The sequence below is a fragment of the Agrobacterium sp. D14 genome (assembly GCF_001526505.1).
Taxonomy (GTDB): domain Bacteria; phylum Pseudomonadota; class Alphaproteobacteria; order Rhizobiales; family Rhizobiaceae; genus Agrobacterium; species Agrobacterium leguminum.
In genome coordinates, this window is record NZ_ASXX01000012.1 from 102,101 (window position 1) to 126,572 (window position 24,472).

The 24,472-nt window shown below is 61.5% G+C and carries 21 protein-coding genes and 1 pseudogene; 12 read left to right on the forward strand and 10 right to left on the reverse strand.

Annotation, left to right across the window (positions count from 1 at the left end):
• From L901_RS10620 to L901_RS10645, 6 genes are all read left to right on the forward strand, one after another.
• Entirely contained in the window at positions 1 to 774 is a 774-nt protein-coding gene (locus tag L901_RS10620; protein ID WP_059756375.1) for a FadR/GntR family transcriptional regulator, read from the forward strand.
• Between the two features lie 73 nt (positions 775 to 847).
• On the forward strand, positions 848 to 2,356 hold the full coding sequence (locus tag L901_RS10625; protein WP_059756377.1) for an ABC transporter substrate-binding protein: 1,509 nt from the start codon (positions 848 to 850) through the stop codon (positions 2,354 to 2,356).
• 68 nt (positions 2,357 to 2,424) lie between these two features.
• Positions 2,425 to 3,372 carry an ABC transporter permease gene (locus L901_RS10630; RefSeq protein ID WP_059756380.1) on the forward strand — a complete coding sequence of 316 codons (948 nt, stop codon included), beginning with the start codon at positions 2,425 to 2,427 and terminating at the stop codon, positions 3,370 to 3,372.
• Between the two features lie 12 nt (positions 3,373 to 3,384).
• Entirely contained in the window at positions 3,385 to 4,257 is an 873-nt protein-coding gene (locus L901_RS10635; RefSeq protein ID WP_059756383.1) for an ABC transporter permease, read from the forward strand.
• 21 nt (positions 4,258 to 4,278) lie between these two features.
• The gene (locus L901_RS10640) at positions 4,279 to 6,063 is read left to right on the forward strand and encodes a gamma-glutamyltransferase family protein (protein WP_059756386.1); all 1,785 of its coding nucleotides are present in this window, start codon (positions 4,279 to 4,281) and stop codon (positions 6,061 to 6,063) included.
• A gap of 4 nt (positions 6,064 to 6,067) precedes the next feature.
• Positions 6,068 to 7,879 carry an ABC transporter ATP-binding protein gene (locus L901_RS10645; RefSeq protein WP_059756391.1) on the forward strand — a complete coding sequence of 604 codons (1,812 nt, stop codon included), beginning with the start codon at positions 6,068 to 6,070 and terminating at the stop codon, positions 7,877 to 7,879.
• 39 nt (positions 7,880 to 7,918) lie between these two features.
• Here the strand turns inward: L901_RS10645 and L901_RS10650 are convergent, their stop codons facing one another.
• From L901_RS10650 to L901_RS10675, 6 genes are read right to left on the reverse strand one after another with little or no spacing between them, the layout of a single operon-like run.
• Positions 7,919 to 8,728, reverse strand: a complete 810-nt coding sequence (locus L901_RS10650; protein WP_059756392.1) for an inositol monophosphatase — start codon at positions 8,726 to 8,728, stop codon at positions 7,919 to 7,921.
• Complete coding sequence (locus L901_RS10655) at positions 8,725 to 9,561, reverse strand: glycerophosphodiester phosphodiesterase (protein ID WP_059756394.1); 837 nt, start codon at positions 9,559 to 9,561, stop codon at positions 8,725 to 8,727. The genes L901_RS10650 and L901_RS10655 overlap by 4 nt, the downstream gene beginning before the upstream one ends.
• A 1-nt stretch (position 9,562) precedes the next feature.
• Positions 9,563 to 10,597, reverse strand: a complete 1,035-nt coding sequence (locus L901_RS10660; protein WP_059756397.1) for an ABC transporter ATP-binding protein — start codon at positions 10,595 to 10,597, stop codon at positions 9,563 to 9,565.
• 9 nt (positions 10,598 to 10,606) lie between these two features.
• Entirely contained in the window at positions 10,607 to 11,431 is an 825-nt protein-coding gene (locus L901_RS10665) for an ABC transporter permease (protein WP_020810612.1), read from the reverse strand.
• Position 11,432: 1 nt separating this feature from the next.
• On the reverse strand, positions 11,433 to 12,317 hold the full coding sequence (locus L901_RS10670) for an ABC transporter permease (RefSeq protein WP_082710584.1): 885 nt from the start codon (positions 12,315 to 12,317) through the stop codon (positions 11,433 to 11,435).
• On the reverse strand, positions 12,314 to 13,465 hold the full coding sequence (locus L901_RS10675) for an extracellular solute-binding protein (RefSeq protein WP_020810614.1): 1,152 nt from the start codon (positions 13,463 to 13,465) through the stop codon (positions 12,314 to 12,316). Before L901_RS10675 ends, L901_RS10670 begins: the two co-directional genes overlap by 4 nt.
• 268 nt (positions 13,466 to 13,733) lie before the next feature.
• Between L901_RS10675 and L901_RS10680 the strand changes: the two genes are divergently transcribed.
• The 6 genes and pseudogenes from L901_RS10680 to L901_RS10700 all read left to right on the forward strand — a co-directional run bounded on the left by L901_RS10680 (position 13,734) and on the right by L901_RS10700 (position 19,736).
• Entirely contained in the window at positions 13,734 to 13,916 is a 183-nt protein-coding gene (locus tag L901_RS10680; RefSeq protein ID WP_020810615.1) for a hypothetical protein, read from the forward strand.
• A 149-nt stretch (positions 13,917 to 14,065) separates the two neighbouring features.
• Entirely contained in the window at positions 14,066 to 14,392 is a 327-nt protein-coding gene (locus L901_RS10685; protein WP_020810616.1) for a GCG_CRPN prefix-to-repeats domain-containing protein, read from the forward strand.
• Between the two features lie 80 nt (positions 14,393 to 14,472).
• A pseudogene (locus tag L901_RS27685) lies at positions 14,473 to 14,580 on the forward strand (Fe-Mn family superoxide dismutase); the annotation flags it as partial.
• A 114-nt stretch (positions 14,581 to 14,694) separates the two neighbouring features.
• Positions 14,695 to 15,684 carry a tripartite tricarboxylate transporter substrate binding protein gene (locus L901_RS10690; protein WP_059756400.1) on the forward strand — a complete coding sequence of 330 codons (990 nt, stop codon included), beginning with the start codon at positions 14,695 to 14,697 and terminating at the stop codon, positions 15,682 to 15,684.
• A 460-nt stretch (positions 15,685 to 16,144) separates the two neighbouring features.
• Positions 16,145 to 17,947, forward strand: coding sequence for an ABC transporter ATP-binding protein (locus L901_RS10695; RefSeq protein WP_059756403.1), 1,803 nt, complete (start codon positions 16,145 to 16,147; stop codon positions 17,945 to 17,947).
• 181 nt (positions 17,948 to 18,128) lie between these two features.
• Complete coding sequence (locus tag L901_RS10700) at positions 18,129 to 19,736, forward strand: ABC-F family ATP-binding cassette domain-containing protein (RefSeq protein WP_059756406.1); 1,608 nt, start codon at positions 18,129 to 18,131, stop codon at positions 19,734 to 19,736.
• On the opposite strand, the gene L901_RS10705 is transcribed toward L901_RS10700, so the two are convergent.
• The 4 genes from L901_RS10705 to L901_RS10720 all read right to left on the reverse strand — a co-directional run bounded on the left by L901_RS10705 (position 19,730) and on the right by L901_RS10720 (position 24,325).
• A complete protein-coding gene (locus tag L901_RS10705) occupies positions 19,730 to 20,680 on the reverse strand; it encodes a spore coat U domain-containing protein (RefSeq protein ID WP_059756410.1) in 951 nt (316 codons plus the stop codon). The two genes, L901_RS10700 and L901_RS10705, sit on opposite strands and share 7 nt — an antisense overlap.
• Entirely contained in the window at positions 20,677 to 23,115 is a 2,439-nt protein-coding gene (locus L901_RS10710) for a fimbria/pilus outer membrane usher protein (RefSeq protein ID WP_059756412.1), read from the reverse strand. Before L901_RS10710 ends, L901_RS10705 begins: the two co-directional genes overlap by 4 nt.
• Positions 23,087 to 23,722 (reverse strand): molecular chaperone, encoded by a 636-nt coding sequence (locus L901_RS10715; protein ID WP_020009888.1) that lies wholly within the window; start codon positions 23,720 to 23,722, stop codon positions 23,087 to 23,089. Before L901_RS10715 ends, L901_RS10710 begins: the two co-directional genes overlap by 29 nt.
• 105 nt (positions 23,723 to 23,827) lie before the next feature.
• On the reverse strand, positions 23,828 to 24,325 hold the full coding sequence (locus L901_RS10720) for a spore coat U domain-containing protein (protein WP_059756415.1): 498 nt from the start codon (positions 24,323 to 24,325) through the stop codon (positions 23,828 to 23,830).
• Positions 24,326 to 24,472 lie beyond the last annotated feature (147 nt).

Genomic DNA, 24,472 nt, shown 5'->3' on the forward strand with positions numbered 1-24,472 from the left:
TTGACGGTGAACCCCAACGATAACTCCAACTACGCGCTGGCGAAGTTGCGGGAGTACATTCAGACACAGGATCTTGCGAAAGACCGTCGCCTGCCCACGGAGCGGGCCTTCGCGGAAACCTTCAATGTCGGCCGTCGTGCGGTCCGTCGTGCTCTTGAGGTTCTGGAAGCCGAAGGTCTGATCTGGCGACGGCAGGGGGCGGGAACCTTTGTGGGCGAAAAGCCGGACGATTGGTCCGCTCAGGTCACAGAACTGGTCGCCGGCACGGATATCATGGAAATCATGGAGGTGCGTCTGCGCATCGAGCCGCAACTGGCGCAGCTTGCGGCCATGCGCGCCAAACCCACCGAGGTGGAGCGCATGCGCGCCCTCGTCCAGAAGACCGGCCAGAGCACGGATGCCGACGCCAAAGAGTTGTGGGATGGTTCGCTTCACCGCCAGATCGCCCAGAGCGCCGGCAACAAATTGTTCCTGTCCATCTTCGATGTCGTCAACCGCATTCGCCAGGACGATGCATGGCAGTCGATACGGGAACTGGCACGCCGCAGCGGCACGAACGGCAAGGCTTCCTTCGAGCAGCACATAGCGATCGTCGATGCCATCGCCGACCGCGACCCCGCAAGAGCCGGCGAAGCGATGCGCCAGCACCTTCTTATGCATCAGGAAAGGCTGATCCGCGCCACCTCGCTCGGCTTTCTGGAGGAGAAAACCGCAGAAGACATTGCCGCCCGCAGCACGGGCGATGCCGATAATCCGCTCACGCCGGCCTCATAGGCAGCAGGGCAGACCTGCCGGCTTTCAGAGCCGGCCAATGAAAAACAAAGATAACCAGACCAGAGGATAGAAAATGAAGAAAATCAAGACATTGACTGCGGCCTTATTGGCCGGCGCATTCCTGTCCACGCCGGCCATCTCGTCCGAATTGCGCATCGGCCTTAACGATGACGCCGACGTTCTCGACCCTGCGCAATCGCGCACCTTCGTCGGACGTATCGTTTATACCGCCATGTGCGATAAGCTCGTCGACATCTCGCAGGACATGAAGATCGTTCCCCAGCTTGCCACTGAATGGGCCTGGTCCGAGGGCGGCAAGGTGCTGACGATGAAAATCCGCGACGGCGTGAAATTCCACGACGGCGAGACACTGGATGCGGCGGCTGTGGTCGCCACCATCGAGCGCAACATGACCCTGCCGGAATCCCGCCGCAAGAGCGAGCTTTCCTCGGTCGAAAAGGTCGAAGCCACCGGGCCGCTGGACGTCAAATTCACCCTGAAGACGCCGGATGTTACGCTGCTTGCGCAGCTTTCCGACCGCGCCGGCATGATCGTCGCGCCGAAGGCGGCCAAGGAACTGGGCGCGAATTTCGGTTCGAAGCCGGTTTGCGCCGGGCCGTTCAAATTCGTCGAGCGCATCCAGCAGGACCGTATCGTGCTCGAGAAATTCGCCGATTATTGGGACAAGGACAGGATTCTGGTCGACAGGGTCGTTTATCTGCCGATCCCGGATACGACCGTGAAGCTTGCCAATCTTCGCTCGGGAGACCTCGATATCGCCGAGCGCATCTCGGCCTCCGATGCCGAGTCCGTCAAGAACGACGCCAATCTGACCTATGCGGATGTCATCGGGCCGGGCTACATGGCCATGTATGTCAATATCAACAATGGTTCGCGTGCGGATAATCCGCTCGGCAAGGACAAGCGCCTGCGTCAGGCCTTTTCTTATGCGATAGACCGGGAAGCGATCGGCCAGATCGTCTTCGAGGGCACGTCCAAGGCAGGCAATCAGGCCTTCCCGCCCACAAGCCCGTGGTTCAACCAGAATCTTCCGGTGCCGGCGCGCGATATCGACAAGGCCAAAGAGCTGATGAAGGAGGCGGGTTACGAAAAGCTCGACATCGAGCTTCAGCACGCCAACAACACGACGCAGACGCAGATGATGCAGGTCATCCAGTCGATGGTGGCCGAGGCCGGCTTCAACGTCACCCTGAAGGCCACGGAATTTGCGACGCTTCTGTCCGAGCAGACGGCCGGCAACTACCAGCTCAGCCGTTCCGACTGGTCGGGACGTATCGATCCGGATGGCAATCTGCATCAGTTCGTCACCTGCAAGGGCGGTATCAACGATGTGAAATATTGCAATCCCGAGGTCGACAAGCTGCTGAACGAGGCCCGCGCTTCGACGGAGGATGCGGTGCGCAAGGAAAAATACGATGCCGCAAGCGTCATCCTCAACGATGACATGCCGATCATCTATCTCGGTCACCAGCCCTATGCCTATGCCATTTCCAACAAGGTCAAGGGCTGGGCGCCGTCGCCGGATGGCATGATCCGCCTTCTCGGCGTCTCCAAGGACTGAACGCTTCGCATGCGCCGCACGGCCTTGCCGTGCGGCCCTCACGAATTGGCACGAACGAGGGCCACGCCATGCCTGTTTATATCGGCAAGCGACTGCTGGTCGCGATCCCGACGCTTCTGATCATCTCCATCTTCGTCTTCTCGCTGCAGAAACTGCTGCCGGGCGATCCGGTGCTCGCCATGGCTGGCGAGGAGCGCGATCCGGCGACGATTGAATTCCTGCGGGAGAAATATCGCCTGAACGACCCCGTGCCGCTGCAATATATCAACTGGCTGGGCGGCGTCGTGACGGGCGATTTCGGTATTTCGCTGCGCACCAACCAGCCGGTGCTGGAGCTTATCGGCCAGAAGCTGCCGGTCACCATTCAGCTTGCGGTGATGGCGATGTTCTTTGCCATGGTCATCGGTATTCCCATCGGCATTCTGGCCGCCGTCAAGAAGAATACGTGGATCGACTACACGGCCAATATCGTGGCGCTTTCCGGCCTCTCCATCCCGAATTTCTGGCTCGGCATCATGCTGATCCTGCTGGTGTCGGTGAAACTCGGCTGGTTGCCGGCATCCGGTTATGAATCGATATTTGTCGATCCCGTCCGCTCCATCGAAACCATGATCATGCCGGCCTTCGTGCTGGGCAACGCGCTTGCGGCGACGCTGATGCGCCATACACGTTCGGCGATGGTGGCGGTGCTCAGTTCCGACTATATCCGCACCGCCCGCGCCAAGGGTCTTTCTCCGCGCGAGATCATCCTGTCGCATAGTTTCCGTAACGCGCTTCTGCCCATCATCACATTGCTGGCGCTGCTCTTCGGCGAATTGCTGGCCGGGGCGGTGCTGACGGAGCAGATTTTCACCATTCCCGGCTTCGGCAAGATGACGGTCGATGCGGTGTTCACCCGCGATTACGCCGTCGTGCAGGGCATCGTTCTTTGCACCGCCGTCGGCTTCATCCTCATGAACCTTCTGGCCGACATTGCCTATGTCCTGCTCAACCCCCGCCTCAGGGCGACGATCTGAGGCCCCGATATCATGACCGTTTTCGATCAAAACCTCTCCGTAGCGGTGACGCGGCAGGAAAGCCGCGCCTGGAAGAAGATGAAGCGCAATAAATCGGCGCTTGTCGGCATGGTTATCGTGCTGTTTTTCGCCGTTCTTGCCATCGCCGCGCCGATCCTGCCGATTGCCGATCCGGTGGCGACCAGCTGGTCGGCCATCCGCAAGGCGCCCTCAGCCGCCCATTGGCTCGGCACCGACGATCTCGGCCGAGACATCCTTTCCCGCATGATCTATGGCGCGCGCGCCTCGCTGATGGCGGGCGTGGTCTCGGTGATGATCGCCGTGGTCATCGGCGTGCCCTTCGGCTTGATTTCAGGTTATTTCGGCGGCTGGGTGGATATGGTCATATCCCGCATCACCGAAGCGTTGCTGGCCATGCCGTTCCTCATCATGGCGATTGCACTGGCCGCCTTCCTCGGCCCGAGCCTCACCAATGCGATGATCGCCATCGGCCTTTCCGCCATGCCGATTTTCGTGCGGCTGACGCGCGGGCAGGTGCTGGCGGTCAAGACCGAAGATTATGTCGAAGGCGCAAGGTCCATCGGCCTCAACCACATCGACATCATGACGCGTTACATCCTGCCGAATGTCTTCGCCCCCATCATCGTGCAGGCGACCCTGACGGTGGCGACCGCCATCATTGCGGAGGCAAGCCTTTCTTTCCTCGGCCTCGGCCAGCAGGCGCCTGCGCCCTCCTGGGGTTCGATGCTGAATACCGCGAAGAATTTCCTCAGCCAGGCGCCGTGGATGACGATGTGGCCCGGCATCGCCATCTTCCTCGTCGTTATCGGCTTCAATCTTCTGGGCGACGGCCTGCGCGACGCGCTCGATCCGCGCGAAGCATGATCTTTTACAAGGAATATCCGAATGAATGAATTCACCACACGCCCTGAAATCCTTGGCACCTTCGGCGTCGTCACCTCAACGCACTGGATCGCATCGGCCGTCGGCATGGCGATCCTCGAAAAAGGCGGCAATGCTTTCGACGCGGCCGTAGCCACCGGTTTCGTCCTCCAGATTGTCGAGCCGCATCTGTGCGGTCCGGGCGGAGATATGCCCGCCGTGTTTTATTCGAAGCAGAAGGACAAGGTGGAAGTCATCTGCGCACAGGGCCCGGCCCCGAGCGGCGCGACGATTGAACATTACACGTCGGAAGGGCTGAAGCTGATCCCCGGCGGCGGGCTGCTCGCCACCGTCATTCCCGGCGCTTTCGACGGCTGGATGCTGATGCTGCGCGACTATGGCACGATGAGCGTGCGCGAAGTGCTGGAACCCGCCATCTATTATGCCGAGCACGGGCATCCGACATTGCCGCGCGTCTCCGCCACCATCAAGGGTCTGGCCGATTTCTTCGAGAAGGAATGGCCGACATCCCACGAGACGTGGCTGCCGGGTGGCGCGGCACCCGAGCCTCACGCCAATTTCCGAAATCCGGTTCTGGCCGCGACCTATCAGCGGATCGTCACCGAAGCCGAAGCGCGCTCCGGCCGCGAAAACCAGATCGAGGCGGCACGCGATGCCTTTTATCGGGGTTTCGTCGCGGAAGCTATCGACGGTTACGTAAGGACAGCGGAAGTCATGGATGCCAGCGGCGTACGGCACAAGGGCGTGTTGACGGCGCAGGATATGGCGGACTGGAGCGCGACCGTCGAAGCGCCGCAGACGTTCGACTATCACGACTGGACGATTGCCAAGACGCCCGCCTGGGGGCAGGGTCCGGTTCTGCTGCAATCGCTTGCGCTTCTGAAAGGCTTCGACATTGCGGCCATGGACCCCTCCGGTCCCGATTTCATCCACACCATCGTCGAAGCCATGAAGCTCGCTTATGCCGACCGCGAGGTCTATTACGGCGATCCGGAATTCGGGCAGATCCCGACGGAATATCTCCTGTCGGAAGGCTACAATGCCGGCCGCCGCGCGCTGATAAGCGGCGAGGCCTCGCTGGAGCTGCGCCCCGGCACCGTGCCGGGTTACGAAAAGCAGGTGGACGCCACCATGGCCATGCTGGCCGAGATGAGCGGCACCGGCACGGTCTACGAGCCGACAATGTCGCATCTGACGGAGAAGCGTGGCGATACGGTGCATATCGATGTCATCGACCGCTGGGGCAACATGGTCTCCACCACGCCTTCGGGCGGCTGGCTGCAATCCTCGCCCATCGTACCGGGTCTCGGTTTTGCGCTCAATTCCCGCGCCCAGATGTTCTGGCTGAAGGAAGGCCTGCCGACCTCGCTTGCACCGGGCAAACGCCCGCGCACCACGCTGACGCCTTCGCTTGCGCTTCATCAGGGGCGTCCCTCCATGGTGTTCGGCACGCCGGGCGGCGATCAGCAGGACCAGTGGCAACTGCCCTTCTTCCTGCGTTATGCCCATCACGGCAAGAACCTGCAGGCCGCCATCGACATGCCGCTGTTCCACACCGCGCATTTTCCGGGTTCGTTTTATCCGCGCACCAGTTCGCCGGGTGAAATCACCGTGGAAAGCACCGTGGGCGAAGCGACCCTGCAGGAGCTTCGCCGCCGCGGGCACCGCGTCACGGTTGCCGATGCATGGTCGGTCGGGCGGCTCACCGCCGCGCGTCGCGATGCGGATGGCCTGCTGCGCGCCGCCGCAACACCGCGGCTGATGCAGGCCTATGCGGTAGGGCGGTGACACCATGGAGACAAAACCCGTCCTTTCCGTCCGTAACCTCACCACCTCCTTCCTCGTCGATGGCGCCTGGAAGAGCGTCGTGCGCAACGTGTCCTTCGATGTCGCGCCCGGCGAAACCGTCGCGATTGTCGGCGAATCCGGCTCCGGTAAATCGGTGACGTCGCTGTCTCTCATGCGCCTGCTTGCCCCGGCCTCCAGCCGGATCGAGGGGGAAGTGCTGCTCAACGGGCGCGATCTTCTTGCGCTTTCCGAAAGAGAAATGCGCGGCGTGCGCGGCAACGATATCTCGATGATCTTTCAGGAGCCGATGACCTCGCTCAATCCGATCTTCACCATCGGCCGCCAGATTTCCGAAGTGCTCATCCGGCACAAGGGGCTTTCGAAGCAGGAGGCGCGGGCGGAGACGGTGCGGCTGCTGGAAAAGGTTCGCATTCCCAACGCCTCCGGCCGTTTCGACGAATATCCGCACCAGTTTTCCGGCGGCATGCGCCAGCGGGTGATGATCGCCATGGCGCTCGCCTCACGGCCGAAACTGCTGATCGCCGACGAGCCGACGACGGCGCTCGACGTCACCATTCAGGGCCAGATACTTGATCTGATCAAGCTGCTGCAGGAAGAGGAGGGCATGTCCGTTCTCTTCATCACCCATGACATGGGCGTCGTGGCCGAAATCGCCGACCGGACGATCGTGATGTATCGCGGCGATGAAGTCGAGACCGGACCGACCGAGGACATTTTCCGGTGCGGCAAGCACCCCTATACGCGGGCGCTGCTTTCGGCGGTGCCGAAGCTCGGCTCGATGCGCGACCGGCAATGGCCGACACGGTTTCCGGTGCTCGACATGAAAACCGGCCGCTCGAGCGAGCCGCAGGAGGTGGCGGGGACGGTTGCGAGCGGGCAGACGCCGGTCCTGTCGGTCCGAAACCTTGTGACGCGTTTTGCCATCCGTTCCGGCCTGCTGGCGCGCCAGACGGGCGCAGTCCATGCGGTGGAAAACGTCTCCTTCGATCTGTTTCAGGGCGAAACGCTGTCGCTGGTGGGTGAATCCGGCTGCGGAAAATCCACCACCGGCCGCTCGATCATGCGGCTTGTGGAGCCGACGGCCGGCGACGTGTCGCTCGACGGTTACGACGTGATGCGGCTCGATACGGTCGGCCTGCGCAATATGCGCAAATCCGTGCAGATGATCTTTCAGGACCCGTTCTCGTCGCTCAATCCGCGCATGACGGTGGGCACGGCGATTTCCGAGCCCTTCATCAAGCACAAACTGGGCAGCACCAAACAGGCGAAGGAAAAGACTGCCGATCTTCTCGAAAAGGTGGGCCTGTCCGCCGATATGGCCAGCCGCTACCCCCATGAATTTTCGGGCGGCCAGCGCCAGCGCATCGCCATTGCTCGTGCGCTGGCGCTCGATCCGAAGGTTATCGTTGCCGATGAAAGCGTCTCGGCGCTCGATGTTTCCATCAAGGCGCAGGTCTGCAATCTGCTGCTCGACCTGCAACAGAGCCTCAACCTCGCTTTCCTGTTCATCAGCCATGACATGGCGGTGGTGGAGCGCGTCAGCCATCGTGTGGCGGTGATGTATCTCGGCGAGATCGTCGAAATCGGCCCGCGTGCGGCGGTTTTCGACAATCCGCAGCATCCCTATACTAAAAAGCTGATGGCCGCCGTGCCAGTGCCGGACCCGGCAAGGCGCGGGATAAGGCGCGGTATATCCAATGACGAGCTGAAAAGCCCGATACGGGCCATGGGATATGAAACGCCGGTGCGAAACTACAGGACGGTGTCGCCCGGCCACCTGGTGCAGGTGGCCTGAGACGATTGCTGCGGCATGGATGCTCCGAAGACGAAGCCGTTATGCGGGGTTCTTGGGTGGAATGCCGCGCAGGTGCTCCATGAGATAGGCATGGGTCGCGGCATTGGCGACGATCAGCGTACCGGTCTTCTCATAGAACTCCGGTCCGCGGCCCCACCAGTCGGTCACGATGCCGCCGGCCTCCTGCACCAGCAGAATGCCGGCTGCCGTGTCCACGAAGCCCGTTTCCTCGTAATAGCCGGTCAGCCTGCCGCAGGCGACGTAAGCGCAGGAATTGGCAGCGCTGCCGACCACGCGGATCGCGCCGATGGGCGCACGAATGGCGTCGAGGCGCTGATAGGCGCCGGGATAAAGCTGGAGATTGGGCGTGGGCAGGCCGGTGCCGACGCACATCAGGGCGACATCGGTGCTGGCATTGATCCGCAGGCGCTCGCCGTTGAGATAAGCGCCGTCTCCCTTGATCGCGGTGAACATCTCGTCGGAAACGGGATTGTAGACCAGCCCGCAGATCGTTTCATTGCCACGGCGAAGCGCGATGGTGATGGTATAGTGCTGGCCGAAGAGAAAATTGGTGGTGCCGTCGATGGGGTCGACCAGCCAGCGGTGATCCCGATCCGCCCCTTCGACGGGCGCGAATTCCTCGCCGGTCAGGCCCCAGGGATATTGCCCGAGCAGGCGCTCGCGGATCAGCGTTTCGGAATCCCTGTCCGCATCGGAAACGAAGTCCCCCGGTCCCTTGACGCCGATTTCGATCTCGCGGAAGCGCCTGAAATGGTCGAGCGTCAATGCGCCGGCTTCGCGGGCGGTGGCGACCATATGGTCGAGGATGGTGCTGTAATTGACTGTCATCGGCTGAAAACCTCGGTGAGCCCTTCCGGATCGTCGGTGGTGATCTGGTCCACCTTAAGCCGCAGGAGGCGTTTCACCTGTTCTATGGATTGCGGTGTGACGCTGTTGATCGTCCAGGCGTCGACCCGGCGGCCGGCGGCATGGATGGGGGCGATGATATCGACGCCCGCATCCTCGGCGGCAAGAATGATCTGGTAATCGACATAGATCATTCCGGCGGCGGGTGCCGTAGCCAGGGCCTGTTCGATGAAGCCCAGATAGTTTCCGCTTGCCTTCAGTGCGGCTAGCGTGCCGCGATGGCAGGGATCATATCCGGTGCGAAGGCCGGGGGCTGAGCCGGCCAGCGTGGCGATGGCGTCGAAATCGCCGCCCGACAGGATCACCGACTTTGCTATTGGCGAAACGCTTGCCCCGAAACCGGCGACCACCTGCGGGGTAAGCGCTTGCCGGTCTTCCTTGAAATCGAGCTGGAGCAGGGCGTCGGGATGAACGGCGCCCTCGGCAAGCAGGGCGCAAAGGTCTTCGAGCAGCATTACCTTCGCATCGATGGGGTGGCCGTCATTGTCGCGCAAATGGAGCTGGCGCAGGGCGGCGGCGGATGTATCGCGCACCCGGCCGGTGCCGGTGGTTTCCCGCTCCAGCGTCCGGTCATGCAGGACGGCGCAGCCATGATCGGCATGGATGACGAGATCGACCTCGATGCTTGCACCGAGCCGCATCGCCTCAATGATACGCTCGCCGGTAAAGACCGGATCTTCGGCGCGGCGGCGGGCGCGATGCCATTTTAGCCATGTTCTGTGGCCGTCGCGGTCGATAAGGATCGGCTGGTTCATGTCAGCTCCGGTAGATTGGGCGGTTGTCGCGATAGGCGGTGACGGCACGGGGCGAAATCTGTACGCCCTGTCCCGTCTGGAACATATCCGGGTGGGCGACCATGGATTTGATCCTTGTACCATCGGCAAGATCAAGGTCGACAAGGCCGTGGGTGCCATAGTCCGTCACCCGGTGCACATTTGCTTCCGGCGTTTCGGAAATCGTCAGATCGATGGCTTCCGGGCGAACGGCGAGAATGGCCGGTCCGTCGGAGACCGGAAGCGGCAGGTTGAAATCAGCCCGCATGAAGATTCCGTCTGAAACCGCGCCCTCTATCAGGTTCATGGTGCCGATGAAGCCGGCGACGAACGGGGTCTGCGGTTCGCGGTAGATGACGTTCGGCCGGTCGATCTGTTCGGTCTTGCCATTCGCCATCACGACGATGCGGTCGGCCATGGAAAGGGCCTCATCCTGACCGTGGGTGACGAACAGGGTGGTGATGCCGAGACGCTGCTGAATATCGCGCACCTCTTCACGCAGCCGCTCGCGCAGATGCTGGTCGAGACTGGCGAAGGGCTCGTCAAGCAGGAGTATTTTCGGTTCGAGAACCAGCGAGCGGGCGAGCGCTACGCGCTGCTGCTGGCCGCCGGAAAGCTGGCTGGTGGCGCGCTCGCCATAACCGGAAAGCCCGACGAGCTCGAGCACGGCCTCCACTTTTTCTCTGATCACGGCAGCCGGCATGCGGCGCAGCTTGAGGCCGAAAGCGAGGTTTTTGAAGACGTTCATATGGCTCCAGAGCGCGTGGCTCTGAAACACCATGCCTGTCGGCCGCCGCTCCGGCGGCAGGTGGGTGACATCTTCGCCATCGATGGTGATCTGCCCGCCCGTCGGTTGCTCGAAGCCGCCGACCATGCGCAGCAGCGTCGACTTGCCCGAACCGGAGGGGCCGAGAAGGCAGACGAGTTCGCCATCGGCGACATCGAGCGAGAAGCTGTCGACTACCTTGGTCCCGCCGGAATAGGTTTTCGTGACCTGGCGGATGTGAAGTACGGACATGATGATTTCCTAACCGCCGAAACCGCGGGCGAATGCGCCGCCACCGATGACGCGGCGGGCGAACATGAGGGCAATGAAGGACGGCACCCAGAGCAGGACGGACAGGACCGCGCCATACTGGATGACCATCTGGTTGTTGATGTAGCTGATCATCAGCACGGGCATCGTGCGGATGCCGGGCGCGCCGATCAGCCATGCGCCTTCCGTCTCGTAAAAAGTGCCGACGAAGCTCAGCAGCACGGCGGCGGCGATGGTCGGTCCCGCCTGCGGCAGCGTAATCGACCAGAAGACCCTGAGTGGACTGGCGCCGACATCGCGGGCCGCCTCTTCCATGCGCCGGTCGACGGCCTGAAATGCCGCCACGGGAATCCAGATCATGAACATCAGCGTGCCGACGAGCTGGATGAGAACGACGCCCCAGAAGGTGCCGATGAGGTTGAGCTGCAGGAAAATGGCGGCGATTGCCACCAGAAGCCCGAATTTCGGGAAGGCGTGGCCGGCAAGGAAGGAGAAGAACAGCAGGTTGCGGCCGGGAAAGCTCATGCGCGCAAAGGCATAGGCGGCGGGAAGGCAGATCACCGCTGAAAGCAGCGTTACCACCGTTGTCAGCCGCAGGCTCAGCATCAGTGCGTTCCACACATCGGCGCGTCCCAGCGTCTGCCCCCAGAAGCGGAAACCGAACTGCTGGGGAATGACGTTGGGAAAACGCCAGACCTCGGTGAATGCCCAGGTGCCCACCACAAGCAGCGGCCCGACGATGGCGACGGTGAGAAGGGTGGCGAAAAATATGCCGGGCCAGTCCATGCGCTCTCGCGCCGGCGTGAGGGTCGTCATGTCATTTCCCCTGGTTGCGTGCGACCGAACGCACGTAGAACAGGCCGAATGCGATGCAGAAACCGAAAGCGATGACGGCCTGGGTCATGGCGCCGATGGGATCCTGCACTTCGCGCAGCGTGCGCTGCATGAAGGGGCCGAGCATTTCGGGAGAGGCAGGTCCGAGAAGATAGGGCAGGGTGAAGGAGGAAAAAATGCCGAGCACCGAAAAGGAAAGCGCCACGAGGATGGAATTGGAAATGCGCGGCAGGATGATGTGCCAGAAGACCTGAAGCGCGTTTGCGCCCACATCCCGTGCCGCCTCCACCGACTGGTTGGCGACGCTGCCGAGGCCCGCGAGCAGGATGAGAACGGTCAGCGGAATATTGTCCCAGACAAGACCGATGACCGGTCCCCACGGGGTGAGATAGGGGGTGCGGATTTTCGGCAGATCGACCGCATTGAGCAATATGTCCACCATGCCGTTGGGCCCGAGAACGCGGATGAAGGCGAAGGCGAGGATGATGGAGGGCACGAACATCGGGAAGATGGCGAGCGCCTGCACATAAGCCGAAAGGCGGCCTTGCGAAAAGCGCAGGTAGAGCGCGATCGGCAGGCAGATCGCCAGCAGGAGTATCGCGCAGACCATTGTTGTCCACAACGTCACGGCAAGATTGTCGAGGCTGTAGCGGTCCGAGAAGAAGAAGCCGTAGCTCGAAAGATCGAAACCCGTCTCGCCGTTCGCTCCGGTGCGCCAGACGGTGCGGCCGATGGCGTTGATGGCAGGCCAGATGATGAGCCAGATCATCAGGAAGACGGGGATGGCGACGAGCAGGAGGCCGACTGGCCTCCTGCCTGCCGTATTGTCGATGAGCGGGCGAACCGCTCCTTCCGCAACCTCGGTCACGACTTGCGATCGACGTTGGGAGCGACGTTGCGATACCAGCCATCATTGATGGCGGTTTCCCATTTGCCGGCCGGGAAGGTCGGAATGGTCTGCGGGATGATGTCGGCGAAACGCTTGCGCAGTTCTGCCGGCACATAGTCCCAGGAAACGCCGGGGAAACCGCCGAGTTCGGTGAGGATCGCGCCCTGAATTTCTTCCGACAGCACGAAGTTGGCGAGCTTCAGGGCGGCGTCGCGATTGACGCCGTTAGCAAGCACCACGGCGCGCGAGAAATCACCGCAAAGCGCCAGATCCTGAAGCTGGACGAGGCCGGTTTCTTGCGGCAGAACGCCCTGATCGATGGCCTTCAGCACCTGATCGGACCAGACAGGGGTCATGGTGACGACGCCCTGCGAAAGCAGTTGCAGCGACTGCGTGTTGCCGGAGGAATATGCGCCCTTGTCATAGAGCGACGGGGCGATGTCCTTGAGCAGCGCCCATGCCTTGCCGAGAGCCTTATCGCCGGCTTCCTGGGTGTAATTGTCGACCGTGAAGGCCTTGGGGTCGAGGCCGTTGGCCTGATGGATGGCGCGGCGGACGAAGTTACCGCCGGAGCCGCCCTTGTCGGGACGGTTATAGACGAACTGGCCCGGATTGGCCTTGATCCACTTGACGAGCTCATCCCAGGTCTTCGGTGCATCCGCCGGCTTGAGCTTGCTTGTGTCATAGGCGAGCAGAACCTGGCTGCCGCGATAGGGCAGGCTGTATTCGCTGCGGATGGCAAGCGGGTTGACGCGCGAATAGTTGGAGAGGCCGGCTTTCGCCATGTTCACATAGATGCCGGCATCGATACCGCCGGTGGGCAGCAGCGGATCGGCCGTTTCGAAATAATCGGCCTGCGGATCGGTGCCGGTCTGCTTTGCGGCGATGGCGCGCTCGCCGATGGCGGTGATGCCGGCGCTGTCGCCGGCATCGACGAGGTTGAGCTTCAGGCCGGGATTGGCGGCTTCAAAGGCGGGCTTGATCGTATTGGACCAGAAATCGAGGATATTCGTATCCGAACTGGTGTACCAGTCGATCGTGCCCGGAGCGGCGAAGCTCATGCGCGGTGCAAGGGCGAGACCGGCGGCGGCGCCTGCGGCGGACATCATAAAGGTGCGGCGTTTCATCTATGTCTCCGATGTTTTCGGCGCGAGTGGAACTGCTGAGCGCTGCCCCCGGAAAGATGGGGAAGGCTCTGGCCGGTCGTTGCACAGCCGTGCATTTTTTGAACGGACCGGCGGCGGTTCTAATGTCTTTCCATAACGCTTTCGTGACGGTTGCTGCCGACAGGCATTGCCGGCACGCCCTGTCCGGGTGGCCGTTCGAAAGCAGGCCCTACTAAAGGCGTTGCCGGGCAGGTAGAGTGATCGCACTAGCATTGGAGGGAGGGGAGCGATGATCGCAGCCTATATCGACGAATTCATCATGTTTTGTGCCGGCCTGTGGATGACATGTGTCGGCTTCGGTTATCTGCCGCTGTCAAAAAATACGGTCAATCAGCCGCCGGTTGTTCGTCACTTCAGGTGGATGGGGCCTTTGCTGATCGTCATCGCATTTGTTCTGGCCCTGGCCAGCTGACCGGAAAATCCTCCGCAAAACTTCGGTAAAGAAAGAGCTGGCCGGAAATCGCGTGCGGGCGTCCGTGCCACGAAAAGATCACGATTCATTCAGCCGCAGTTCACCCGGCGGGGCGCTAAATCCCCTCATCCCACAAGGAGGGAGATAAGATGCGCAAGATGATTCTAACCGCCGGACTAATTCTCGGCGCCCTGTTCGGCACCGGCGCCAACGCCATGCCTGTCGGTCAACCGTCCGCACCTTCGGCATCCCACATTCAAAAGGTGGATTATGCCTGCGGACGCGGCTTCCATTTGACCCCGCGCGGCTATTGCCGTCCGAACGGACCGCGTTATGAGCGCGGCTGGGACCGGCGCGACCGCTGGGAAGCTCGCCGTGAATGGCGCGAGCGTCAGGCCAGACGGGAATGGCGTGAGTGGCGCGACCGCAGAGATTATCGCGACTACCGCGACCGTCGCGATTATTATCGATACTGATCGGGCAAGGCCCTCTCCGCGTCGGGAGGGCCTTTCTCATATGGGCCGGTGAGGTCCATCCGCCCTTGGGGAGGGTGTGAGAGCATGCCTATTACGTCGATTATGAAAATCGCAAGGCCGAACATATTCGCGCCGTGCTCGACAGGCTGGTCAATTGGCGGGTCGTCGAAGAGCGCCTGAAATCATAACGATCCTCTTTCTCCCGAAACCTGCCGGGAGCGGCCGGCCGCCTGCGGGTTGCCCTGAGGTGCATTTTAGCTACTATGCGCCCATGGCGAGGAGGCCATGTTACAGGAGGGTTCATGATTTACCGGTCTTCAAAACGGCGCATGGTGCTGAAACTTGCCGCTGCGGCGGTTTCTTTCGGCATGCTGGGAACGGCTGCGGTCGCGCAGGGCTTCCCCGATCGAACGATCACTCTGGTCGTTCCTTTCGCGGCGGGCGGCTCCACCGATGTGGTCGCGCGCGTTATCGCACAGAAGATGGGTGATGAGCTCGGCCAGCAGATCGTCGTTGAAAATGTCGCCGGGGCCGGTGGCAATCTCGGCGCTGACCGAGTGGCCCGCGCCGATCCCGATGGCTACACGATCCTGATGGGCACGGTTGCCACCCACGCCCTCAACCCGCTCATTCTCAAGACCAAGCCTTACGATCCGGAAAAGGATTTCACGCCGGTTTCGCTGCTCGTGGTGGTCCCGAATGTGCTGGTCGTCAATCCGAAGCTCAACGTCAACAGCGTGGCGGAACTGATCGCTCTCTTGAAGGCCGAGCCGGACAAACATGCCTATGCCTCTTCCGGCAATGGCACGCCGCTGCATCTTTCCGGCGAGCTGTTCAAGAGCATGGCCGGCGTCAGCATGCAGCATGTTCCCTACAAGGGCGCAGGCCCGGCGCTCAACGATCTGCTCGGCAATCAGATTTCCATCATGTTCGACAATCTGCCGTCTTCGTCCGGACATATCAAATCCGGCACGTTGCGGGCGCTCGGCGTCACGACCAAGGAGCGCGCCTCGTCCTTCCCGGATCTGCCGACAATCGCCGAGACGGTGCCGGGTTATGAGACCTATACCTGGAATGCGCTCTTCGCTCCGGCCGGCACGCCGGCCGAGGTGGTCGACAAGCTGAATGCCGCGGCCAAGAAGGCGCTTGCCGATCCGGGAGTTGCCGCACGCATGGCGGAATTCAGCGCCAAGATCGTCGCCTCTTCGCCGGACGAGCTGAAAACCCACGTTGCGGCGGAAATCGCCAAGTGGGGACCGGTGGTCAAGGACGCGAATGTGCAGATGGACTGACCGGTAACGGCAGATACCATCCCCATTTTCCGCCGCACATCCTGCCGGTTGCGGACGGAAATAAAGGCCTGACAAAGCCGTGGCCGATGCCATTGTCGCATCGGCCACGATTTATAGTGACGCACCCAGCCGGTGTGGCCTTTCCGCATCACTCACCAGACGGTTGCAAAAACCCGCTTGGCAAGCTTTAACCGCTGAGTTACAAATCTCGCTACCGCGTCAGATCGAACAAAGGGAGGCGTTGCATGACACCAGCATTCTTCGAAACCCTCCCGCAGGGAATGACCCGACACTAGGTCATATCCATTCGCGGCCCGCCTTGAGCGCGCCCGACATGCGGTTTTACTTTCCCCATAGCCCGATTGATCTGACGGGATCACTTCGTCTCCCGCCCGGGCTGTGCCATCCAACTTCCGTTTTGAGGACCGGTCGCCGATTACAGGGCGCTGGGCTGGTAAAAATGACTCGCAAGAAGCTCGATTTCCGCGCCGATGCCTATCGACATGTGCTCGGCTTTGTTTTCAACCATTGGCGTCATCGGCCGGCGCTGGTGGGTTTCATCATCGTTCTGGTGATCGCCAGCACGCTGGCCGAAGTGATGGTGCCGGTCTTTTCCGGCCAGATCGTCGATGCCATTGCCAGTGGCGATGGGGTTGGCAACGGGGCGGATAAGGCGCTGCGCGCCTTCGTCATCGTGGTGGCGCTGGGGCTGGTGAGCGTGGTGTTGCGCTGGTTCATCTTCAACGGCATCATCCGGCTGACGCTGAAAATCATGGCGGATGTCGCCAATAACGGCTTCCATAAGGTGCAGCGCTTCTCCACCGACTGGCATGCCAACAGCTTCGCCGGCTCCACGGTCCGCAAGATCACGCGCGGCATGTGGGCGCTGGATTCGCTCAATGACCTGCTGCTCGTCGCGCTTTTGCCGTCCATCGTCATGCTGGTGGGCGCCACCATCGTGCTCGGCAGCTATTGGCCGGTCATGGGCCTGATCGTCGGTCTCGGATCGCTGATCTATATCGGCGTCACGGTCGGCCTTTCCATGGGGTATGTGTCGCCGGCGGCAAGGCTTGCCAATGCCTGGGATACCAGACTTGGCGGCGCGCTGGCGGATGCCATCAGCTGCAATTCGGTGGTCAAGGCCTTCGGTGCCGAGACCCGCGAAGAAACGCGGCTGGGCCATGTGCTGGTGAAGTGGGATAACCGCACGCGCAGGACATGGAAGCGTGGCACGCTGAACGGCACGATCCAGAGCTTCATGATGGTCTCCATGCAGGCCGGCATTCTGGGCACGGGCCTCATCATGTGGCAAAAGGGGTTGGCAACGCCTGGCGACATTACCTTCGTGCTGGCGATGTTCTTCGTGCTGCAGGGTTATCTGCGCGATGTGGGGCAGGATATCCGCAACCTGCAACGCGCCGTCAACGACATGGAAGAGCTGGTGCTGCTGGACAAGATGCCGCTCGGCATCGAGGACAGGCCGGATGCAGGGCCGATCAGAATTGGAAAGGGCGAGATCGTCTTCGATCACGTCACCTTTCAGTATGGCGCGCATCCCACGCCGCTTTACGATGACTTTTCGGTCACCATCAAGGCGGGTGAACGGGTGGGTCTGGTCGGCCATTCCGGTTCGGGAAAGACAACCTTCGTCAAGCTCATCCAGCGGCTTTACGACATCAAGTCGGGTGCAATCCGCATCGACGGCCAGAATATCGCCGGGGTGACGCAATCGAGCCTGCGCGGCCAGATCGCCATCGTGCAGCAGGAGCCCATCCTGTTCCACCGCACGCTGGCGGAAAACATCGCCTATGGCCGGCCGGACGCCACGCGGCGTGAGATCGAGCAGGCGGCGAAACAGGCCAGCGCCCACGATTTCATCATGTCCCTTCCGAAAGGTTATGAGACGATGGTGGGTGAACGCGGTGTCAAGCTGTCCGGCGGTGAGCGTCAGCGTGTCGCCATCGCCCGTGCTTTCCTCGCGGATGCGCCGGTGCTGATACTGGACGAGGCCACTTCCAGCCTTGACAGCGAAAGCGAAGTGCAGATCCAGCAGGCGATGGAGCGGCTGATGGTCGGTCGCACCACGCTCGTCATCGCGCATCGGCTCTCCACGGTCCGGGCGCTGGACCGGCTGCTGGTCTTCGACAGGGGCAGGATTGTCGAAGAGGGTGACCATCAGGCGCTGATCCGCCTCAATGACGGCATCTACCGCCGGCTGTTCGAACGGCAGGCGCTGGAGCTGACCAAGGGCCTGGTGGCCTGAAAAAACGAAACGCCGGGGGTATCCTCCCGGCGTTCCCTTCCCGAACATTGACCCCGCGCCACGAACACGCCGCTTTTTTCGCGTAAGGGGGTGTTCTGCGCAACACCAACAGGACGGTGAACCATGGATTTCCACCCGATCACAAAGCCGCAACGCCTTGTCATCAGGGGAACCCATATCCATGCCGCATTCCATTACTCTCTCGGACCTCTCGTGGTCGATACCTGACGGTCATCCGCTCTTTTCCGACATCAATCTTCGCTTCGGATCCGAACGCACCGGCCTTGTTGGGCGCAACGGCGTCGGCAAGACGACGCTTCTGAAACTGATCGCCGGCGAGTTGTCGCCGTCCGCGGGCACGGTGTCCGTCTCGGGCAGCGTCAATCTTCTGCGCCAGAGCGTGCAAGTCGTGTCCGACGAGACCGTCGCCGATCTGTTCGAAGCACGCGGCGCGCTGGAGGTGCTTGCCCGTGCGCAGGCGGGAACGGCCACTCTGGAAGAGCTTGAAGACATCGACTGGATGCTGGAGGAGAAAATTGCCGGGGCGCTCGCGCAGGTCGGGCTGGACGCCTTGCCCTCCACACCGCTTTCGGCGCTATCCGGCGGACAGCGTACGCGGGCCGCACTTGCGGCTCAAATCCATGCCGCGCCGGATTTCCTGATCCTCGACGAACCGACCAACAATCTCGACCGGGACGGACGCATTTTCGTTGCCGATTTTCTGGCGGGCTGGCGCGGCGGAGCGATCGTCGTCAGCCATGATCGGGAGCTTCTCGAAACCCTCCATGCGATTGTGGAAATGACCACGCTCGGTGCCACCCGTTACGGCGGCAACTGGAGCCACTACCGCGCACAAAAAGCGCTGGAACTGGCCGCCGCCGAACAGGACTTCGCGAATGCGGAAAAACGTCTGTCGGATGTCAAGCGCCGGTCGCAGGAGGCTCTTGAGCGCAAGGCCCGCCGCGATAGCAGGGGTGCTGCAAAAGCGGCGAGGGGAGACATGCCCCGTATCCTTGTCGGTGCGATGAAGAGGCGTGCCAAAAAGACGAGCGGCGACAACGCCAATCTGGCCAGCCGCCTGACAGCCGAGGCGACCGAAGACCTGAAGACGGCGCGTGAGCGGATCGAAATCCTGCAGGGCGTCAGTGTCACATTGCCGCCCAGCGGGCTGCACGCGACAAAAACCGTGCTCAGCCTGCAAAATCTGACTGCGGGGTATCGGGCCGAACACCCCGTGCTTCGCGATCTGTCCTTCGAGATCACCGGGCCGCAACGCGTTGCCGTCACCGGTCCGAACGGATCGGGAAAAACGACGCTGCTTTCGGTGATCACGGGGGAATTGCCGCCATTCGAAGGGGCGGTGCATGTCGGGGTGAAGTCCGTGTTTCTCGATCAGCAGGTCAGCCTGCTCGATGCGAGCCTGTCCATCCGCGACAACTTCCTTAGGCTCAACCCTAAGGCCGGGGAGAATGCCTGCCGCTCCGCGCTTGCGCGCTTCATGTTTCGTGCCGATGCCGCCTTGCAGATCGTTGCAACGCTCTCGGGCGGGCAGATGCTCAGGGCCGGTCTCGCCTGTGTTCTGGGAGGCCCGCAGCCTCCGCAATTGCTGATCCTCGACGAGCCGACCAACCATCTGGATATCGATTCCATCGCGGCCGTGGAGGCTGGCCTTCAGGCCTATGACGGCGCCTTGCTGATCGTCAGCCACGATGAGGCGTTCCTCGCCGCCATTGGCATCGGAAGGCGGCTGGAACTTGGGAAGTCAGAGATGCGTTCGGGCGCTCAGTAGTTCACCGTCACGACGACCGTATCGGAGTAGTTTCCCGGCGCTGGCGTGTTCTGCGCCGGGACGCGGCCATAGACGGTCAATGTCTGCAGGCTGCCAGTTCCGGTGCCGGTGGCTATCTCGCCCGCCGCACTTCCCCAGACATTCGTGCGGTTCACGTCGCGGTAGAGACCATAGGTTATCGATGCGCCCGCCTGCACCATCTGGCGCGCGGCGGGCGGGCTGTTGCTCAGTCCGCCATTGAGCGCCACACTGTAGTTCAGATTGGTGGTGCAGGTCAGATTGATCGCTCCGGTCGCATTAACTGCCGTGTTCAACACGCCGTGACTGCCGAAATCGATGTTCTGGGCCGAGATGATGCATGTGGGCGCCACTGCGGCCGATACGTTGAACGGCACCTGCGTGGGGTTCTGGGTCACGGAAGAGCAGCTCGGTGCGAGTAGGGTAAAGCTCGTATAGGTGAAGCTCGTTTCCGCGCCGGCGAAGCTGGAGAGGTAAAGGCCGCGCGCTGCCGAGGCCTGACCGGCGTTGATCCGGCCATAGACCGTGCGGCTCGTGGTGTTGATCAGGAGCGGCAGCGCCATGTCGATTGGCGGAGGCGAGCCGAGTGCGGGCTGCGTGACCGATCCCCATGAGGTTGTCCGCGCCGAGTTCTGGTAGAGCTGGTAATTGAGGATGTTGCTGCCCTGAAGCATGCGACGGATGCCGCCCGACTGCCCGCCGCTTCCGGCATTGATATTGGGGCAGATGCGGATGGAAAGCGCCAGCGACAAGGGGTTGGAGCAGGTGACTGACAATGTCGCCGTCGTGTCCACGGCGCTGCCGCTTGCCAGATTGACGAAACCGAAATTCATGTCCGACATGCTGAAGGTGCAGCTTTGCGCCAGTGCCGGTGAAGCCGGGAGGAAAGCGGCGATGGCTAGGGCGGTGCGGATCAGGACCTTCATTGGATGCTCCTGCATGTGGTTTCGAAAGTTGCGCGTGAATTGCCGGCAGAGGGTAGGGTGATCTGTGCTTCGCATTCGCCCTTCGTCGGCTGCATGATGCGGAGGCGATGGGTTTCGCTGATATTGTCGAGATAGGCCTGTCCGTCATAACCGACGATGAAATCGCGCTTGCCGTCGATTTTGCCGGTCGATCCGGTTTCGATGAATTGGCCGCTCTCGTCTTTCAGCGTCACCAGCGCAACCTGACCCTCGGTTTCAACCTTGAAATTGACCACCGCGCCGGCCTGTTGCGTCGGCCTGACGGTCTGTTTCGTCCGGTCGATGCGGGCGTCGACCGGAAGATTGCTCGGGTCGAGCGTGATGTTGTTGACGTCATAGGAACGAAGGTTCGGAAGCAATATCTTGCCGCGGCGGTTGGTCTGGCCGATGGGGCGGTTTTCCAAAAGGATATCGACGCCGGGCGCGCCCGCATCCACCACGGCGAAAGCGTCATCGATCCGGTTGCCGACAAAGACATCGCCGCCGGCGAGCGCGATCGATCCCTCGATCTGCGCATAGGCGTGTGTCGTGCGGTTGAATTGGTCGACGCCGGCCGAAACGCGCGCGGCGCTGCCGCGGTAACTGCCGGAAACGGAGGCGATATCATTGCCGCCGGTCGAGCCGCGCAGGCGCCAGCCATAACTTCCCTCGGCCTGCTCTTCGGATTTTCCGACCTCGGCCGTCAGCGAATATCCATCCGCATCCGACGACATGCCGGCCGAGCCGGAGACGCCGCCGCCGAACGACCAGGAGAGGCCCGCGAAGATGCCGTAGGATTTGTTGTCCTCAAGGTCCTTATAGGCGGTGATGAAGATATTGCCGTTCTCGCCGAACGGCCGCGTGGCGGAAAGGCCGAGCAGCCGGGATCGTCTTTCATCGAAGGTTTCGAGTTCGGTATAGGAGAAATTGAGGCTGGTCTCATCGAAACCGAGCTGGGTGGAAACGGAAATCTGGTCGAGGGCACGCGGCGGCCGCGCGCTCAGCAATCCGGATACCGTGCGGATATCGGACAGGTCGGCGGAGACGGAGGCCATATCGTGATAATCGCCGAATGTCCTCTGCGACCGTGCGTGAAATTTTACCCCCAGCAATTCCGCTTCGACGCTTGCGGAGAGCTGATAACCGCTTTCCGCGCCAAAGCGGCTCGATGCGCCGGAAACCGCCGCCAATCCCTCCGCTCCAAGGGTGAAGACGCCGCCAAAGCCGATATTGTAGAAATTCTCGCCGCCTTCCGCATGGCCTTCCAGCGTCAGGCTGTCCGACACACCATAACGCAGCGTCGCAGACCCCAGCGGTTTGTCATCGTAATCGAAAGACGAGGTTCCGTAGTTGCGCCGGGCAAAGCCGAGCTCGGCCGAAAAATCGATGAGGCCCTGCGCCAGCAGATCCGGTGAAGCATAAAAGGGCGTTTCGGACACGGTTTCGCGCCCCAGCGCATCCCGCACCACCAGCCGCGCATTGCCCGCGCCGCTGATGACAGGGAGATTGGTGATCGAGAACGGCCCTTCGGGAACATCCTGCGACAGGCGGCGGACATTGTTGACATAGACGTCGACGGTGGAGGGCACGGCTGCGGAACCGGCAAATTCCGGCATCGGCATGGTGACGATATCCGGCCGCAGGTCGAAATTGCGGCGGATCTGCAGGCCGCCCAGCCGTGTCGGGCGTGTCCAGCTCAGCCCGCTGGTGATGAGATCGCCGGCCCGATAGCTCGTCAGTGTGTCCTCGTCCGAATAGCTCCAGGTGGTATCGAGGCGCTGGGTATCGAACTCCGACAGGCGCGATGTGCTCAGAACCTGCGATGAGGAGAGCACGCCGAGCGGACCGAAGGCCCTGCTTTCCAAAAGGGCCGAAACACCGTTGAAATCGGCGATATCCGACCATTTGTTGCCGCCGGAGGAACCATAGATCGTGTAATTCACCAGACCTCCAAAATCGCTCGTGGCCTTTTCCCGGGTCTCTTCGTCTTGCTTCTGCGCAATCTTGCCGGAGGCGTCGATCACCCTGTTTGCCCGCGCCGCCATCGGCAGGGTGAAATGCATGGACTGGGTGCCTTCATCGTAACGCGCCACCACATCCGGCAGCCGGGAAATATCGATCCAGCCATCATCGCCGGCAGCGCTCTCAACCGGGGAAATCCCGATATTGGTGAGCTGTTCCGGCTCGATGAGAAACGATCCGGCGTCGTTTTGACGAAATGTGGCGATCAGTTCTGTCGAAACATCGTTGATGTAGACTTCGAGCTGCAATTGTCCCGCTTCTTTTGCGGCAAAAGAGGCCGGTTGCGCCGCAGGGGGAATATCCTGCGCCACGGAGAAATTGCCCGATGAAATGACCGTCAGAGCGGCAATCGTCAAAACGGCGAGATCAGCCGCCCGAGACGCGCGCCGTCGCATTGACGGGGCCGCCTTCGCTGTCTGCCGAAATCTTCAGCGTGCCGCCGCCTTTTTTGCCGCCCGTTGCCGGAACCACAAAGCTTGCGGCGGAACCGCCAAGTACATATCCCACCAGCCCCTGCTGCCGGGCAAGCGCCTGTCCGTTGCTACCGGAAAGCATCAGGTTGGCGATCCTTATCCGTTTTGCGCCCGTATTGGACACCGAGACCCGGTAGCCATTGCCCTGCGGCGTTACCTTCCAGGCCGGTTCCGCATCGCCTGTGGAGGCGGGTGAGAAGAAAACGGGTATGGAGTGGCGCACCACCAGATTGACCGTGCCGGATTGCGGTCTTCCCGCCGGCGGCAACTCATCGACAATGACGCGGTAACTCTCCTCAGCCCGCAGCGGCGCCTTGGAAAGCCGGACGATGCGGATAAGGTTTTCCGCGCCTCCCTTCAGCTGCGTCATCGGCGGGCTGGCGACGACGTCCTGCGCCGCCGTATAGACGTCCTGACCATTCTGCTGGGTCCAGCGGAATATCCTGACCTGAACGTTGATCGGGGTTTTCGCATCGTTCCAGATGCGGAGGCTGGAGGCCGCCGTGGGCGCTTTAAGATCCAGAAGCACGGGTGCGACCCGTAGCGATGCAGACTGTGAAGGTGAAACACTCAAACCGGCAAAAAACGCAGCCGCTAAGGTAAAAACACGCATGCGCGATCCTCCCTGTGGCGATCAGTAGTTGAGCGTGGCCGTCACCGTATCGGTATAGACGCCGACCGCGGGTGTCGTCTGGGCAGCTACGCGCCCATAGACAGTGAATGTCTGCGGCGCGCCGGTTCCGGTTCCCGTTTGCCGGTCCGTTCCCACGGTGTTCCCCCACACCGTGCTATGTGCCGCAGTCGTATAAAGCGAGTAGGAAATGGTCGCGCCCGCAGGCGACGTCATCAGACGGTTGGCGACCGTTGCTCCAGAGCCAGCGCCGGCGCTGAGACCCAGGCTGAAGGGAGTGCTTGCCGTGCATTGCACGACAATATCGCTGGTCGCATCGATATTGCTGCCGATCACACCGTTGGTGCCGAAATTGAGGTTGCCGGCGGAATTGATCTGGCAAGCCGCCTGAATGGTGATCTGGACGTTGAAATTCGTCGTGGCGACCTGCGCGACGCCCGATGCCGGTGTGAGAACCAGCGCCGCAAATGATAACAAATAGCCTGATGCTGCAAACTTCATGCTGCCTCCCCAAGCTGCTGCGCTGCTGTTTTTTCGGTGCGCAACATGGAATTACGCCAATAACGGGTAATTAGAATAATCTAATACTCGTACCGATTTGGTTAATAAATCCTTAATGGGGGATGCCTGAAAAACCACTGGCTGAAA